We start from the raw sequence: 16,766 nt of genomic DNA, 5'->3' as shown, positions 1-16,766 counted from the left end.
ATAGTCATTCCAACAGAGCATAATTTTTGAGACCTTGTACGCGAAGCCCAAAAGCAAAAAATCATATAATGAATAAAAATAATTTTAACATTAAAATAATGAGTTTGATTCATCTTTATTTTTGTTCGATGATAGTTGCAACAAAATGAGATCATCTATCTCCCTGGAAATATCATGACTTTAACTACACATATTTTGGGCTACCCACGCATTGGTGCAAAACGTGAACTTAAATTTGCAGAAGAAAGCTATTGGAAAGGTGAAATAACTCAAGCAGAATTTTTAGCAAAAGCCCAAGCGCTAGAAGCAAGTAACTGGCAAGCACAAATAGATGCCGGCTTATCTTTGGTGACTGTGGGTGACTTTGTCTTTTATGACAGTATTTTAACCCATGCAGTGCGTTTAGGGGTAATTCCAGCCCGCTTTAAAGAAGCTGAAAAGCTAAATCAAGTTGATCAACAGTTCTATTTGGCACGGGGTCGTGCCCCCCACTGCACCGATGTTGCTGCACTAGAAATGACCAAATGGTTTGACACCAATTACCACTACTTAGTACCTGAATTAAATTCAGCACAACAGTTTAAAGCTGATTTTTCTGATTTACTGGCGCAAGTCGATCGCGCCAAGGCATTGAATCAACCGCTTAAAGTGGTACTCCCTGGTTTAGTCAGCTTTCTGTATTTATCCCGTATTGTCGATACAAATACAGCAGAAGCAGAAAAACATGCCTGTGAATGTGGAAATGATCATGCTGACATAAGCGCAGATCAGGCAAATTTAAAATTTGTAGATGCATTGCTGCCAATTTACGCAGCATTATTCGATGAACTCGAAGCACGCGGCGTAGAATATGTACAGGTCGATGAACCGGCTTTAGTACTTGATCTTGCACCAGAATGGCAAGCTGCATTTGAACAGGTTTATCATCTGTTACAACGTCATGATTGTTTAAAATTGATTGTGGCAAGTTATTTTGAAACTCTAGGTGCCAATTTAAATCTTGCTGTCAATCTCCCAGTTGCAGGCTTACACATTGACATTACCCGTGAAAAAGTGGGTGAGTTTTTCTGGAAAAAAGTCATTGACCAATTACCCACACACAAAATCTTGTCTTTGGGCTTAATCAACGGTCGTAGTGTTTGGGCAAGTGACCTAGTGGCCCTGAATGATATTGTTCAAACAGCACAAAAATCTTTAGGTGAGCGTTTATGGCTTGCTACGGGCTGTTCATTGCTGCACGTGCCGGTTGATCTGCGTTCTGAAACTATTCCTGCTGAAGTAGACGGCAAACTTGCTTTTGCCCGCCAAAAACTAGAGGAGCTTGTCGCCTTAGCAAACGGTCACATTTATGCAAATGAAAAACTTTCTAAAGCTGTGGATGCACCATTTGATTTAGTGGCCCAATCTCGCCAAGCACCGTTTGAAATTCGTTTCAAGGCCCAACAAGAAAAGCTGAAGTTGCCTTTGATCCCGACCACGACCATCGGTTCATTCCCACAAACTGCTGAAATTCGTGCAGCACGTGCAGCCTGGAATAACGGAAATTTGACCAACGATGCCTATGAAGCAGCAATGAAAAAAGAAATCGCATATGCGATTCAACAGCAAGAAGAACTTGGTCTAGATGTTCTGGTACATGGTGAAGCCGAACGTACCGACATGGTTGAATACTTTGCAGGTCTGCTGAACGGCTTCTGGTTATCCAAGTTTGGTTGGGTTCAGTCTTACGGTAGTCGCTGTGTTCGCCCGCCAATCATCGTGGGGGATATCACTCGTCCAAATGCCATGACAGTGAAATGGATTGAGTATGCCAATACCTTATCTGACAAGATTGTCAAAGGCATGTTGACCGGCCCGGTTACTATTCTAAACTGGTCATTCCCTCCTGTGCATCGGACTCGTCGTGAAGTATGTTTACAGCTGGCTGAAGCAATCCGTCAGGAAGTCTCTGATCTGCAAGATGCTGGTGTCGAAATTATCCAGATTGATGAAGCGGCATTCCGTGAAGGTTTACCCCTGCGTAAAGCCGATCAGGCTGAATATTGGGATTGGGCGGTAAAATCGTTCAAACACTGTTCAAGCAGCGCACGTGTGGATACGCAAATTCATACCCACATGTGTTATTCAGACTTTAAAGACTGCCTGCCACAAATCACAGCGATGGATGCAGATGTCATCACGATTGAAACTTCCCGTTCAGGTTTACAGCTGTTAGAGGTGTTCCACGAGCAAGGTTATCCCAATGCAGTTGGTCCAGGTGTGTATGACATTCACAGTCCACGTACCCCTACCAGTGACAACATGCGTACCGTGATTGATGGTGCATTAAAAACCATTCCTGCTGAACGTTTATGGGTCAATCCGGACTGCGGCTTAAAAACACGTGGTTGGGCTGAGACGAAAATAGCACTGGCAACGCTAGTGAAAATGGCCAAAGAGGTACGTAAAGAGCTGCAAGCTGCATAATCCAGATCGCACAATAAAAATAGCTCCTTTATCGGAGCTATTTTTAGCATCCAATTCAGGATGAACTAACTAAAATTATAATATTGTCCTGTACTAAAATCATACAGTGTTATGGTCGAGCCAGAAATGGTAATTTCGTAGTAACTTGAGTTGCCATAATGATAGCCTTCGTATTTTTTTATGCCTTTCTTTTTTAAACTGATAAATTCGCTATGACCATAATCATACAGGTTAAACTCCCGGCCGGTGTTTCGCCCCTCAAAAACAGCTGATCGGTGATAATCATAAAGTTTTGCCTCGCCCGGATTAACGTTACCGCTGATTTGAGAATAGGCACTTTCATTGTAATCATAAATATTTGACTTATGATTGCCGAATTCCAGCTTGGCCACCACCAAAGCCAAAGCCGCTCGCTGATACTGTCGCATATATTTTTCCTTTTCATTTTTATTCTTTTTCGTCAGTCAAAAAATCATCCTATTTTCTAACTTTAAAACTTATTTAAATAGTTGTGATTCCCCAAACACCATAACAAACTATTTTTCCAGCTCAAAATAATATTTAATCAGACTACCCTTTGGTCATTTTCTTGTTCATACCCAATGAAAATCAGGTATTCAAATTTGTTATGTACACCTCAATTCAGCAATAAAGACAACTCTAAACTGGATGAAGATTTCCGCTTGACCCCTCTTAGGCATGCAAAAGGACCGTAAATAATGATTTATAAACTCTTAATTTTAATCTGGTAATTTTTTTCCACAATGGGGACAGTAAGCATATTGCTCGCGTTCTTGCTTCAATGCTTCTTCTCGCTGTTCACGCAGCAACTGGAAAATAATATTGCGCGTTTGCTCTGAAGTGAGTCCCACCTCTTTACGCATACTTTCTATTTTTTCCTGATCATTGAATAGATCAATTTCAGAACTTTGCAATAACTCTCTAAATTTTAATTCCAGATTCTGCTTACGCTGTTCCAGTTCATAAGTCAGGCCGGTTGCCAAGATACCTGCCGGTAAAGCGGCCAGCCCCACGCCTAAAATGGTAATAATTGCGCCCAAAAAACGCCCCAAAGGAGTAATCGGTGTTACATCTCCATAACCCACAGTGGTCAAGGTCACTACCGCCCACCACATCGATGCTGGAATTGAAGTAAACACCTCAGGTTGAGCTTTACTTTCGACCACGTAAATACAGGCGGCAGCCATCACAATCATGATGCTTAAAATAAAGAGGACTGCCTGAAAAGACCCTTTTTCACGTTCAATCACGCGCAATAGAATTTGTAGGGAGACAAAATAACGTGTCAACTTTAACAGTCGCATGAGCCGTAAAATTCTCAGGAAGCGTAAATCAATCGGCACCCAGAAATTAATATAAGCCGGCAAGATGGCAAATAAATCAATGATTGCTGCACCACTTTTGACCCAGTTCAGGCGATTCTTCCAGGCACTGTAAAATGGATTTTCTTCGGCAACTGACCAAAAACGGAGTAAATATTCAAGCGAAAAAATAAAGATAGAAAAGTATTCGAAAAAATCGAAAAATGCCGCATAGGATTGATACACATCATTTACCGACTCCAATAATATGGCTGCCGCATTACCAAGGATCAATAAAATTAAAAAATAGTTGATCGTCCGACTAAACCTGGTTTCGTAGTCTTCATTATGTAAATTGTTATAAACGAATCTTCTTAGTGTATACCACGTGCTAAATGCCATAGCCGTACATATTGTAATTTAAAGGCTGTAGTTTAACCCAAGTTGGAAAAGATGTAATGCGTGACAAGCCAAGAAGCCCTCATCACGCATTCATTTTACTTTATTTCAATTTATTCAACAAAAAGCAAAGCTAAACGTACTTGGTCATAGCCCATACGTGGACTGGTCGCTTCTACAATCGGACGCAGCTTAATTGCACCATCCTCACTAAAGTTTTCAGGACTTTGACGTTTCATCAAGCGTTTATAAATTTTACGCACCTGTTCCACCACTTCATCCCCCGGATGAGCCACGGAAATGTCCAAGCCCTGCTCTTTATGTAATTTCGCCAAATGATTGATAATGGTCGCAGGAGTCAAGCCACGCTCAACGGCAATATCCTGAATTTCATAACCCTCTTCAAACAATTCACGAGTTTCATCCAGTGTAGCTGTCGCATAATTGGTTTTGCCGCCACTTTTGGCAATTTTCTTCTCGTTACGCTGAATTTCAGCTTCATTCAAGGTACCACCACAGTGACGGATAAAAGCTTTATGCTGCGGTGTTAAATCAATCAGTTGGAAGTGGTTTTCAGCTTCTTCAGACAGTTCCTGAAAACGGCGATCGGCCTTAATGGCCAAACTGTCCAGCTCCAAAGCCTGTTCATTCATACCCAGCAGCTTTAAGCCACTTAATGCTTTTAAACGCGACAACGCCACATAACCCTGACCTTTCTCAAAGGTATGGGCCAGATTAATCTCGGCTGCTTCCAGCGTCATGCCTTGCGACTTATGAATAGTAATGGCCCAAGCCAGACGTAATGGAATCTGCTGAAAACTGGCAATAGTTTTACCTGCATCATTATCGACTGACCAGGTTTCAGGTTCCACCAGCAGTACCGTACCGTCGGTCAATTTTACCTTGGGTAAAATGCCGTACTCATCATCTTCTTCAAAGCCAATGACCTCGCCCAGACTGCCGTTGATATAGCCCATATCAAAGTTGTTTTTAACAAACATCACTTTGGCATTTTTCTTTAAGGTCAGATTTTCAGGCGCACGAACGGAAGATTTTAGGGTTTCAATCAGCTTGTCATTACCATCACAGATGGCGTCAAACTGCTTGCTTTCAGCATCAATCGCATTCAGATGCTTAAAGTTGATGCTATCCACATCCATATTGTGGGTATATAAACGGGTAAAGGTTTCTCCCACGTTCTGCTGGCGGGTCTGCTCCAAAGCCTGAAGATGTTCGGCACTTATACTCTGGTTGCGAATGGCATTTAAAATATCATTTAAATAGTCATTACCCTGACGGTGCTGTTCAGTCAGATAACAGACCCGAAATTTGGCTTCGACCCAGGCATCCGACATAAAACAGAATTTATCCCGGTTACGTTCTTCATTTTTACCTACTGGTGGCAACTGGAAAAAATCGCCAGCAACGATGACCTGAATCCCGCCAAAGGCTTCATCACTTTCTTTAAAATATTTTAAAACCTGATTGACCAGATTCAGCTGCTTGGCATGCAACATGGAAATTTCATCAATAATCAGCACCTGGGCATTTTCCAAATGCTCTTTCAGATACTTGCGCTCTTTCATATTTTTCAGGTCAGCATCAGCCAAAAAATCTTTAATGCCAATACCGGCCCAAGTATGAATGGTCATGCCGTTCATATGGGTTGCTGCAATTCCTGTAGATGCCGTGATGGCCACTGGCACTTTACGGGCTTTCAGATAATTAATGTACTGATTGAGTGTATAGGTTTTCCCTGCACCAGCCGAACCTGTTAAAAAGACATTTTCGCCGGCTTTCAAAAGCTTGAGTGCAGTTTCTTGTTTCATAAGACCTATAACCGTAAATTAACGGCTATAGCCTACCGATTTTTTCCTTAAAAGTTAAGCCCAGAAAAAAGTTTAGCGACAGCCACTGTCACTTAAACGGCGCAAACTGCTGGTTTAACCAGGAGATAAATTGCAACGCAATATTGACAAAAAGATATTCGGTTTTTCTATTATGCGGATATTCCAGCTGGTCATAGATCAGCTGACCTTCGCGCAGGTAGCAGCCTAAGGTCATATGCAGCTTGCCGGTTTGCGAAACCATATGAAAAGCCACATACTCTCTTTCCATAATCCGCTGTGCATAGCTTGCTGCCAGACAATTCTGACATCTTTGCGACTCTTCAATAAGACGGTCCAGATCTGTCAATTCTTCAAAGCTCCAGCTGGAAAAGTGCATGACTTTTTCCGGCATTAAAGGTTGCCATACCGACACTGCATAATTTTTCTTGAGCTGGCTGATAATTTCCCGCTTCTGGATGTGATTATGCCAATCTGTGGCCTGATGATAAAACCCGATCCAGCTGGTATTTTTCGCTACAGGCTTATTATCCTTAAAAAATTCAACCAGATAATCTCGCACATAGGAGTCGAACACCGACACCCTGATATTTCGACCACGCAGATAAAAAATCTGCCGGAACTCATCCTGCCGCATTTTGTAGTGCTGCAATATGCTATAAAATTCGCGATTCTGATGGGTTTCTGGTCGGATATAAGCCATTAAATCATTGCCGAAAACCCGGGTTATTTTGTGCAGGTACAACATATAGGCCTGCATCACCCGACTTAAGCGCACATAGATTTTCTTGACTGTTTGCTCATTGCCTTGTGTGACATTGCGCATTAAGTCCATCCATTCATCCAGATACAAAATGGAAGGACTGATGGCAATGCAATGGTCTTCCAGAGACTGGCTCTGCCCTTTAAGCATCATACTCTGATTATATTCATGCTCAAACCAGGCTTCCTGCATGGCAAAATAATGACAGCTATGAATAAACATGCGTGCTGAACAATGCTGAAAGTACTGTAAAGTTGCCAGAATGACCTGGGGGTGAACCTGACTGCTATCGATAAAACTGAATGCCGTGACTGCTACCCGGACACTGCTTTGCTGAATATTACGGCTCAGCCAGTCCAGAACCTCGGCAGACTGTTTAAACAGCCAGTTTGCCGCACGTGGATAATCAAATAACGGTAATTTTGCGACTTTTTTTTGCCAGACTACAGTCGAGCAATGCAGAAAATTATGTTTTGAGAGTAAATTATCACGCTGCCAGAGCTCACGCCGCATTAAACGCACAAAGCCAAGCAAGGCAGGCTGTTCCTGGGCATGCCGATAGAGCAAATGGATATCATCCTGATGTTCCATTAACTCATGCAAGTTAAAACGCTCTTCAAATGAAAGTGCCATAATGCGGTACATGGCCACAGGTAAAAACTGCGGAGCGCTAAAACAAAACTCATCCAGCGCTTCCATTAAAGGTTGCAAGGGTAAAAATTCATCTCCGTACACCTTTTGAATGGAACACATCTCTTGTAAAAACTGGATGAGCGTTTCAGGCAATGCAGTCCTATTCATGACATAATCTGTTAAAACAGCAAAAGAATAAATGTTTGCCTTCATCATCAGCTGATCAATAATTTCAGCTTCAAGCAGCGAAAGATTTTTCAGATACGCCCTTACCCGCTCGGTGCCCTGCACCCACAAATACACCTGATCAAGCAGTATCTGCCGCAGCTGTTGGGCTTTTTGACGCAAATAGAGTGAATGTTGCGGCTTTAAGTCATTGGTGAGAAAGTACAGATCATGAAGGATAAACTCTTCCAGTAGTTCAGCTTTTTGTCCAAGATAAGTGAAATCACCATGCAAAATGCTTTTCTGCGCAGAGTCAGGGGCATAAAATTGTAACTGAAACAGACCATTGGCCACTTGTACCGTATGCCATTCCTGATCAATACGAAACATATTTTGTGCATTCAGCCCACTGACAATCTTGAGCTGATCTTGAAAAATGTCATTTAGACTTTTAGAAATTCTGAGTAACTGTTTCGCAATCCCTTGATATTGCGGTACTAAACGATCCTGTTCCATACTCGCCTCAAATTGAATAATCATCCTAAGATGAATTTAATCATGTTAATCATATAGTAATCTAGTAAAGATACTGTATGCTGAGTTCAAAATTTAAGCAAATTTGCCTGATCAATTTCTAAAACTCAATCATTGCTTCATCCATTTATACTTGTGGAAATGAAATACAGGCCCAACCTAGTCAAACTTCTCTGTGGTCACGTTGTCGTTTTAAATCGTCTAAACCTGCATAAATTTGCCGCTGAATCTGATCACGAAAATCTTTTAATTGTTCCGTATTTTTGATATTCATCAAGCTTTGTCGCGGCATAAATTGAAAATAAAAAGGCAGACGCTTCGGAATGATACTTTTAGGCAAGGATGGAATGACATCACCATGACGCAACAATTTATCCAGTTGCGGCAACTTTAACAATTTTTGAAACCACGCGCTTTCAATAATCCGATTGGCATCGAATCCCAGCTCAAAAACTTCATCGCCTCCTAAAGCCGCAAAAGGCACAATATCATAGTTAAATTCTTGCGCGAGTTTTAGAAAACCATAACGCTGTTTCCAGATCAGCTGATAAGCTTCGCCCTTTCTTTTTAAAACTTCCCGCCCGCCTCCGGGAAAGACCAGAATCGAATAACCTTGCTGCATCGCTGCACGAATATAGGCTTTTTCACCATCGACAGCACCGAATTTCTTAAACAGGGTACGCCAAACCGGCAAATAAAAATGGCCATGATCAGCAACACTGACCACAGCCACTTTATGATGATTATATAAATAATCAATCAGAATCGGGGAATCAAATATCCCATATAGGGTGTGATTCCCGACATACATTGCAGGTTTAGTAGCATCAATCTGTTCAGCCCCTAAAAAGGTTGGGGTGAAATACAGTTTGGACAACGCACTGAGGCATTTAATCCATCTGGCATCATGCTCAACCTGCAATAGATGATTCCTTATGCTACAACGTGTTTTTGCACCAGAACCGAGCCAACAGAATAACCCGCACCGAATGAACAAAGCAGACCATATTCACCATCATTCACTTCATGTGCAGTACGGTGTAATGCAATGATCACACCTGCAGAAGAGGTATTGGCAAACTCATCCAGAATAATAGGTACTAGCGCACGGTCAGCATCTTTACCGACTACATATTTCAAGATCAAGTCATTCATGCTGGCATTGGCTTGGTGTAACCAGAAACGTTTCACATTGCTTGGTGCAATGTTATTTTTCTCCAGCTGTTTGGTAATGATTTTTGCAACCAGCGGACACACTTCTTTAAACACTTTACGACCGTCCTGACGGAACAGTTTGTCATCTACAACTGCATCTTCACTACGATTTAAATAACCGAAGTTGTTACGGATATTGTTAGAAAATTGCGTAAACAAATGCGTATCTAAAATGTCGAAACCGGTTTTAGTAGTCGTATCTTCAATAATCGATGCTGTCGCCACATCACCAAAAATAAAGTGGCAGTCACGTGAACGGAAATCGGTATGACCAGAGGTAATTTCTACATTGACCAATAATACACGGCGTGCACCGCTTCTGATTGCATCCGCAGCCTGTTTTAAACCAAAGGTTGCAGCAGAACAGGCAACGTTCATGTCATAGGCATAGCCTTGAATGCCCAAAGCGGTTTGGATTTCAATTGAAACAGCAGGATAAGCACGCTGGATGTTTGAACATGAAAGAATCACAACGTCGATATCTTCAGCTGTAACCCCTGCATTTTCCATCGCCTGTTTAGCAGCAATCACACCCCATTCGGCTTGAATGGAAAGTTCATCATTGCTACGTTCACGTAAACGCGGATATAGACGCTTCGGATCAAGGATACCTGACTTTTCAGCAACATAGCGACTTTTAACACCGGATGCTTTTTCAATAAATTCTGCATCTGAACCGCGACGCGCTTCAATCTCACCCGCTGCAATTTTGTCCGCGTTGTCGTGGTTAAACTGTTCCACATAAGCATTTAAACTTGCAACCAATTCATCATTGCTAATGGATTCTTCTGGATGATAAAGACCGGTACCGGTAATACGAATGCCCATGTAAAACTCCCGTTAATTTTGCGCTCTGTTAATTAATGCCCAATTGATTCCATACTTTTTGCAGGCGGGTTGGAGAAACCGGCATTTTTGTTTTCATTGGTTGTGAGAACAGGGAAATACGAAATTCTTCGACCATAAAGTACAGATCTTTCAGGCGAGCGTCATTTTTAAACTTAAACAATTTTTCCATCCATGGGTCAACTTGCTCAATGGCAGAATTATCTCTTTGCAGGTTATTTGGCAAGCGTTCTAAACGCAAGACCAAAGCCTTTAAATAGCGTGGAAATTCCTGCCATATATCAAAAGATTTGACATACACACAGTTGGAAAGACTCATTAAATCAAGCTGATCTTCAAGATCATCAATATTTTTTCCAAAGATAGAATCGTCTAAAACCAACAATTTTCGACGAATATCCTGCCATTGAATATAAATATCGCTCAGTATAGATAATGCCACTTGACCATGCGTTAGGAAAGATTTTTTTACATTTAAAAGCAAGTTTTGAAACTCTTCAGTATTGACAGGAAGCTCATTTATTGCCATCTGAAGGGTGGCATAAACTAACATTTGCTCCAGTTGAGCCTTATCGCCCAAAGGTGAATAGGCCAAAGCCAGCGGTTTAGAAATCTGTTTTTTCAGCTGACGTACCAGATCGCCGATCTGCATATAGACCAGACGAATGACCCCTTCCCGGTGCTGTTTAATCGCTTCCGCTTGGTCATTAAAGGTCTGAATCACCACACCAGATTCATCTTTGGCATCTAGTTCTGCAAATGCTTTAGTCGGTACCAGCGCCTGATATTGCTTTACCACAACACCGGTCACTTTTTGTGAAGCTTCAAAAGTGAAATTTTCCGGGAAAACTTTAAATTCGCCTTTGAGCTGCTTGACCGGACTATGTGTTTCGGTACGGCAACGTGCTTTCAGTTCGGACAGATCACGACCTTTTTCAATCACCCGACCTTTTTCATCAATCACTTTAATCAACGGCAGCAAATACTGCTCGATCCGTTCAAAGGAAAAGTCTTTTTCGCTAATTTGTTCGCCACGCAACTGGAAAGCCAAAAACTTGAAGATATGCTCACGTAAATGAACTGCATCAATGATTTTCATCAGTTTGCGTGCAGTATCCGGAATCGGCACCAGATTGCGGCGCTTGTCTTTAGGCAAGGATTTCAATAAGGCTTCAATCAAGTCCTCACGCCAGCCGGGTATGCCCCATGACCAGATACCTTCATCGACCTGTGGCAAGGCCTGTAGCGGGATTTTAACCGTCGCTCCATCTTCATCATGGCTTGGATCAAAACGGTAGCTCGTTGCCAGACGCAAAGCACCATTATGCAAATAATCCGGAAATTGCTGGGTAGTCGGACGGTCATTCATCCACAGCGCATCATCTTCGACAAATAAATAGCGCGGATTTTGCGGCTCAACCGTCGCACGCCAGTCTTCAAAACTTCGACGGCTCGCCACTTCTGGCGGTACTTTCTCGGCATAAAACTGATAGATGGTTTCTTCATCCACCACCAGATCACGACGACGCAGCTTATCTTCTACCCGTTCCACTTCTTCAAGCTTAAGTAAATTATGCTTCAAAAATGGCGGTGTAATGCCGAGATTACCTGTGGTTAAGGCATCACGCAGGAAGATTTCATGCGCTGCCAGCTGATCAACTTTTTCATAGTTCATCAAACGTTTCGGCTCAATAATCAGGCCAAACAAGGAAATCTGATCATAACAATTAACGATACCGGCTTTCTTCGACCAATGTGGCTCAAAATAGTGATGTTTCAGTAAGTCACGCGCAGCCAGCAGAATCCATTCCGGTTCAATTTTTGCAAGTGTCCGCAGATAAACCTGTGATGTTTCCACCATCTCAAAGGCCATTACCCACGGCGTATTGGTTTTATGCAAAGTCGATGCCGGGAAAATACGGGCTTTTTGCTGACGAACGGCCATAAACACATTGCGTTCATCGGTCTTATTGGCAATAAACGAAAGCAAACCGGTCAATAAAGCACGGTGCAAGTTTTCATAACTGGCTTTTTTATCATTAAAGGAAAGCTTTAAGTCTTGCGCCAATTCCGTCAACTGTTCATGGGTTTTCTTCCATTCGCGTAAACGTAACCAGCTTAAAAAATGCTGCCGTGCAAAATTACGACGCTTGTTCTCATTCATCGATGCACGGTTAGCTTGCAAGGTTTCCCATAACTTGATGTAGAACAAAAAGTCAGAGTCACCTTCTTTAAACAAGGCATGCTTCTGGTCAGCTTGCATCTGTTTATCGGCAGGACGTTCTCGTGGGTCCTGTACAGCCAAAGCTGCGACAATAATCAGGACTTCATTGAGCACACCAAAATGCGCGCCGCCTAAAATCATTCGCGCTAAACGCGGGTCGATTGGCATTTTTGCCATTTGCTGACCGATTTTGGTTAATCCACTGCTTTGAAGTCCTCCTTTATCAAAGGAGGACTTAGGAGGATTTGCATTTGGATTTTCACCTTTAGAGGGACTATTGCCAGATAAATCTCCCCCAACCCCTCTTTTAAAAAGAGGGGCTTTACCTTCCACCATCGCCCCAAGCTCAATTAACAACTTACGGCCATCATTCACCAATCGATGATCTGGTGGCTCAATAAAGTCAAAACTTTCCAGACTGCCCAGATTCAGGCTTTCCATCTGTAAAATGACCGAAGCCAAGTTGGTTCTTTTAATCTCGGGTTCGGTAAATTCAGGACGGCTCTGGAAATCTTCCTCACTATACAGCCGGATACAAACACCAGGCGCAATACGACCACACCGACCTTTACGCTGATTGGCAGCCGCCTGTGATACTGCCTCAATCGGTAAACGCTGCACCCGTGAACGGTAGCTATAGCGTGAAATACGGGCAAAACCGCTGTCGATTACATAACGGATATTGGGTACGGTTAAAGCTGTTTCAGCCACGTTGGTGGCAATAATAATGCGTCGTCCACCACCGCCAGGATTGAAAATCTTTTGCTGCTCTGCAATAGCTAAACGCGCATATAAAGGCAAAATTTCGGTATGCCGCGGACCATGCTTTTGCAGGGTTTCCTGCAATTCACGAATTTCCTGTTCGGTACTGGCAAAAATCAGAATATCGGCATGTTCAGGATGACCTTTTTGCTGTGCATCAGCAAAACATTCTTCTACCGCTTGTACCACTGCACGGGGCAAGTTTTCTTCAAAGTCATCAAACTCGTCATCATCACTACCACCAATACTCATTTCCGAAATTGGACGATAACGCACTTCTACCGGATAACTGCGCCCTTCCACTTCAAAAACAGGTGCTCCGTTAAAGTAGTTACTAAAACGGTTTACATCTAAGGTTGCGGAAGTAATGATGACTTTTAAATCTTTACGGCGTGGTAGAAGCTGTTTTAAATAGCCCATGATGAAGTCGATGTTCAATGAACGTTCATGCGCTTCATCAATAATAATGGTGTCGTATTTCGTGAGGTAACGGTCATTGGCCAGTTCCGCCAGTAAAATACCGTCAGTCATCAAACGAACTATCGAGTCTTGCGAACCCTGTTCGTTAAAACGAATTTTAAAACCGATGGATTCACCCAGCTTCTCGCCCACTTCTTCGGCAATACGCTGCGATACACTACGCGCAGCCAGTCGACGGGGTTGGGTATGACCAATCATTCCGGTTAAACCGCGACCGGCCAGCATGGCAATTTGTGGTAATTGCGTGGTTTTACCTGAACCGGTTTCCCCTGCCACAATAATCACCTGGTGTTGTTGAATCGCTTCTATCAACTTGTCTTTATATTGGGTAACAGGAAGGTCTTGATTGAGTTTGATGTTCGGAACACGGGACAGGCGCTCACGCACTTTATGATTCGATTTTTCTAATAATTCTTGATACTGTTTTTCGTTCGCATCTTTACCTTTGCGTAGTCGATTTAAACGATGACGGTCACGTGCCATGACCCATTGATCTACATTTAAATGACTTAACACAGATAATTTATCCCAAAACAAAAAATTGAACTGAATATTTTACGCTGTAACGCCGCAGAGAGAAAGACAGGCAAATATTTATTCATGGCATTTGAGGTAAAGAATATTCAAAAGCATGGAAAATAGATCATCAACCACGCTAAAATCCGCCACATATAACAAGAGTTACACTATTCACCATCTTTAATGATGTTCACACACCTCTTCTGATCACCATTACTCAGCCTAAAAATGATTCGAGCGTCAAAAATAAATTTAATTTAAAAAAATTTACCCTTGAATTTTAGGTCTCAAGCCTTCATGTTCTTAGGCAAGCTGAAAAACTGATATTTTGTCATTCAATAATCATCTTTAAATGATTGAATAGATAAAAAATCAGATTTGGTGGAATTGTAGACTTTATATTAGTTAATTCGGTTTTTCCGATTTCAATAATGTAAAAATACTGTTTCAGCAATAAGAAAAAATTCGCTATCCTTTTGGAAATCAAATACAAACCTCAATCATGGAGACAATGATGAGCTTAATTAATACTGAAGTTAAACCATTTAAAGCAACTGCATTCCAAAACGGTCAATTTATTGAAGTGACTGAAGCTGATCTTAAAGGCAAATGGTCTGTTGTATTCTTCTACCCAGCTGACTTTACTTTCGTTTGCCCAACTGAATTGGGTGACCTTGCTGACAACTACGCTGAATTCAAAAAATTAGGCGTTGAAATCTATTCAGTTTCTACTGACACTCACTTCACACACAAAGCTTGGCACGATTCTTCAGAAGAAATCAAAAAAATTGAATATGTAATGGTTGGCGATCCAACTTGGACTCTAGCTAAAAACTTTGACGTATTAATCGAAGCTGCTGGTCTTGCTGACCGTGGTACTTTCGTTATCGATCCTGAAGGCAAAATCCAAATCGTTGAAATCAACGCTGGTGGTGTTGGCCGTGATGCTCAAGAACTTCTTCGTAAAGTTAAAGCAGCTCAATACGTTCATGCTCACCCAGGTGAAGTTTGCCCAGCTAAATGGAAAGAAGGCGACGCTACTCTAGCTCCTTCAATCGACCTAGTAGGTAAAATCTAATCTCTATTTAGATTGAACTGATGTAAAAACCACGCTCTTTTGCGTGGTTTTTTACATTTTGAATAAGACACTGTTTTCAAATACCTTTAACTTTTGGTATGTCCTATATTGTCAACATAACAGAATTTATATTTTTTACTTCAACAATAAAAAGCTGAATAGCGTACAACCCTATTCTTCAATACAAAATGTATCTATCTATAATTCATCAATTTAATATATTTATTTCTATTATATTTTGTCACTTTTTATTGTAATGTAAGTCTTATACAGGTTTGTGACGAATGTTTTACAAGGCTGCTCTACAGCGCACAACCTCTATAGCTTAACGTCAAATGACAAACAAAATCTGTGAAACATAATATAAAAAAGGAGTGCTTATGGGATCAATACTTACTGTAACTTCCTATACTTACAGTTCTTCATCACGTTATCTTAAAATTTTTTATAACAATGGTTCAGCAGAACTGTACCATCCAGTTCCGGAATTTATTTATAACAACATGCTCCGATGTCATGACAAGGCTGCTTTTGTACATAAATATTTAGAATATGACTTACATTTTACTCGCATTTCCATGGCTTGAATGATCAGGGCTCTGCCCTGATTCACAGATATTTTTATTCATACAAATTTATTTATAGCAAATCATCAACAGACCTGCCCCAATAGATAAAGTCATACTCATAAAACGTTCATCACTTTTCACCAGTGCAATAAATTGCTGAACTTCTGCTGCATGTGATATGACGTTGTCGACAAACATGACGCCATTTTTAGGATACAGCATATGCGGCAAATACTGCCAGTAATCCATATAGGCATCCCGTTCAGCATCCAACAAAATAAAGTCATATTGCTGTTCGGCCTTTTCAAGAAAACTTTGTGCATCCCCTACCCAGAAATCAATCACTTCACTCAATTGTAGTTCATTGGCATATTGCTGAGCTTGCTGGCTACGTGCCGGATCAATTTCCAAAGTAGTGACATGACCTTGTGAAGTCTGTGCTGCATTCGCCAGCCATAAAGTCGAATAACCTGTTGAAGTGCCAATCTCCAAAATATTTTTAGATTGTTGGATGCGCACTTGCATGGCTAAAAATAATGCAGAATCCGGTTCTATATTTCGATAACGTTGAATACGGTCTTTTTGTAAGGCATCAAATTTAATAAAACTTTGATGCAACTCTTGCATTCGCTTCTGGAATGTTTCACTCATACTCATCACAGCTATTCCTGTCTTGTTATTCTGTTGAGTCTAGCGTTTATCGATGTCGTTAATCTAGTTCATGAAGTTGCTTGAATTAATTTAAAGCGTGGAACAACTATACCATTATCAAGTGTGACCATTTCCTGAAACATCTCCAAGGGACGTACCCACATTGAATAATCGCCATACAAACATTGATATACCACCAGTTTATCAGCTGTTTCACTATGGGTAGCTACATGAAAAACCTGATATAACTTGCCTTTGTAGTGTTGATAAATCCCAGATTTGAGTTGCATTTT

General features: G+C 41.4%; 12 protein-coding genes. 3 read left to right on the top strand and 9 right to left on the bottom strand.

Annotation, left to right across the window (positions count from 1 at the left end; translation table 11 throughout):
• Positions 1 to 174: 174 nt before the first annotated feature.
• Positions 175 to 2,466 carry a 5-methyltetrahydropteroyltriglutamate--homocysteine S-methyltransferase gene (gene metE, locus GTU69_RS05540; protein ID WP_166168845.1) on the top strand — a complete coding sequence of 764 codons (2,292 nt, stop codon included), beginning with the start codon at positions 175 to 177 and terminating at the stop codon, positions 2,464 to 2,466.
• A gap of 65 nt (positions 2,467 to 2,531) precedes the next feature.
• Here metE and GTU69_RS05535 read toward each other — a convergent pair whose 3' ends face one another.
• The 7 genes from GTU69_RS05535 to GTU69_RS05505 form a co-directional block, all read right to left on the bottom strand.
• Positions 2,532 to 2,894 carry a hypothetical protein gene (locus GTU69_RS05535; protein WP_166168843.1) on the bottom strand — a complete coding sequence of 121 codons (363 nt, stop codon included), beginning with the start codon at positions 2,892 to 2,894 and terminating at the stop codon, positions 2,532 to 2,534.
• A 312-nt stretch (positions 2,895 to 3,206) separates the two neighbouring features.
• Positions 3,207 to 4,190, bottom strand: coding sequence for an ion transporter (locus GTU69_RS05530; protein WP_086195505.1), 984 nt, complete (start codon positions 4,188 to 4,190; stop codon positions 3,207 to 3,209).
• A 110-nt stretch (positions 4,191 to 4,300) separates the two neighbouring features.
• Positions 4,301 to 6,016 carry an AAA family ATPase gene (locus tag GTU69_RS05525; RefSeq protein WP_166168841.1) on the bottom strand — a complete coding sequence of 572 codons (1,716 nt, stop codon included), beginning with the start codon at positions 6,014 to 6,016 and terminating at the stop codon, positions 4,301 to 4,303.
• A gap of 88 nt (positions 6,017 to 6,104) precedes the next feature.
• Complete coding sequence (locus GTU69_RS05520; RefSeq protein ID WP_166168839.1) at positions 6,105 to 8,111, bottom strand: hypothetical protein; 2,007 nt, start codon at positions 8,109 to 8,111, stop codon at positions 6,105 to 6,107.
• A gap of 181 nt (positions 8,112 to 8,292) precedes the next feature.
• The gene (locus tag GTU69_RS05515) at positions 8,293 to 9,051 is read right to left on the bottom strand and encodes a lysophospholipid acyltransferase family protein (RefSeq protein ID WP_166168837.1); all 759 of its coding nucleotides are present in this window, start codon (positions 9,049 to 9,051) and stop codon (positions 8,293 to 8,295) included.
• An 11-nt stretch (positions 9,052 to 9,062) separates the two neighbouring features.
• Positions 9,063 to 10,172 (bottom strand): beta-ketoacyl-ACP synthase III, encoded by a 1,110-nt coding sequence (locus GTU69_RS05510; RefSeq protein WP_086195508.1) that lies wholly within the window; start codon positions 10,170 to 10,172, stop codon positions 9,063 to 9,065.
• A 28-nt stretch (positions 10,173 to 10,200) separates the two neighbouring features.
• The gene (locus GTU69_RS05505; protein ID WP_166168835.1) at positions 10,201 to 14,172 is read right to left on the bottom strand and encodes a DUF3418 domain-containing protein; all 3,972 of its coding nucleotides are present in this window, start codon (positions 14,170 to 14,172) and stop codon (positions 10,201 to 10,203) included.
• 517 nt (positions 14,173 to 14,689) lie between these two features.
• On the opposite strand from GTU69_RS05505, the gene ahpC reads away from it, so the two are divergent.
• Positions 14,690 to 15,253 (top strand): alkyl hydroperoxide reductase subunit C, encoded by a 564-nt coding sequence (gene ahpC, locus GTU69_RS05500; protein ID WP_166168833.1) that lies wholly within the window; start codon positions 14,690 to 14,692, stop codon positions 15,251 to 15,253.
• A gap of 380 nt (positions 15,254 to 15,633) precedes the next feature.
• Positions 15,634 to 15,840, top strand: coding sequence for a KTSC domain-containing protein (locus tag GTU69_RS05495; protein WP_086195511.1), 207 nt, complete (start codon positions 15,634 to 15,636; stop codon positions 15,838 to 15,840).
• 48 nt (positions 15,841 to 15,888) lie between these two features.
• Here GTU69_RS05495 and GTU69_RS05490 read toward each other — a convergent pair whose 3' ends face one another.
• Together GTU69_RS05490 and GTU69_RS05485 are read right to left on the bottom strand one after the other, a co-directional pair.
• Complete coding sequence (locus GTU69_RS05490; RefSeq protein WP_166168831.1) at positions 15,889 to 16,479, bottom strand: class I SAM-dependent methyltransferase; 591 nt, start codon at positions 16,477 to 16,479, stop codon at positions 15,889 to 15,891.
• Between the two features lie 62 nt (positions 16,480 to 16,541).
• Positions 16,542 to 16,763: a DUF1653 domain-containing protein gene (locus GTU69_RS05485; protein ID WP_166168829.1), complete on the bottom strand. Its 222-nt coding sequence runs from the start codon at positions 16,761 to 16,763 to the stop codon at positions 16,542 to 16,544.
• Positions 16,764 to 16,766 lie beyond the last annotated feature (3 nt).

It is taken from the genome of Acinetobacter sp. SA01, assembly GCF_011319235.1.
In the GTDB taxonomy this organism is placed as follows: domain Bacteria; phylum Pseudomonadota; class Gammaproteobacteria; order Pseudomonadales; family Moraxellaceae; genus Acinetobacter.
The sequence above is the reverse complement of the archived record's forward strand: the minus strand, read 5'-3'. Positions and strand labels throughout refer to the sequence as shown.

Bases quoted from the DNA above. Each gene is read 5' to 3' on its own strand.
- GTU69_RS05520 (WP_166168839.1), bottom strand. From the start codon at position 8,111: ATGGAACAGGATCGTTTAGTACCGCAATATCAAGGGATTGCGAAACAG.
- GTU69_RS05525 (WP_166168841.1), bottom strand. From the start codon at position 6,016: ATGAAACAAGAAACTGCACTCAAGCTTTTGAAAGCCGGCGAAAATGTC.
- GTU69_RS05495 (WP_086195511.1), top strand. From the start codon at position 15,634: ATGGGATCAATACTTACTGTAACTTCCTATACTTACAGTTCTTCATCA.
- metE (WP_166168845.1), top strand. From the start codon at position 175: ATGACTTTAACTACACATATTTTGGGCTACCCACGCATTGGTGCAAAA.
- GTU69_RS05535 (WP_166168843.1), bottom strand. From the start codon at position 2,894: ATGCGACAGTATCAGCGAGCGGCTTTGGCTTTGGTGGTGGCCAAGCTG.
- GTU69_RS05485 (WP_166168829.1), bottom strand. From the start codon at position 16,763: ATGCAACTCAAATCTGGGATTTATCAACACTACAAAGGCAAGTTATAT.
- GTU69_RS05510 (WP_086195508.1), bottom strand. From the start codon at position 10,172: ATGGGCATTCGTATTACCGGTACCGGTCTTTATCATCCAGAAGAATCC.
- ahpC (WP_166168833.1), top strand. From the start codon at position 14,690: ATGAGCTTAATTAATACTGAAGTTAAACCATTTAAAGCAACTGCATTC.
- GTU69_RS05490 (WP_166168831.1), bottom strand. From the start codon at position 16,479: ATGAGTATGAGTGAAACATTCCAGAAGCGAATGCAAGAGTTGCATCAA.
- GTU69_RS05530 (WP_086195505.1), bottom strand. From the start codon at position 4,190: ATGGCATTTAGCACGTGGTATACACTAAGAAGATTCGTTTATAACAAT.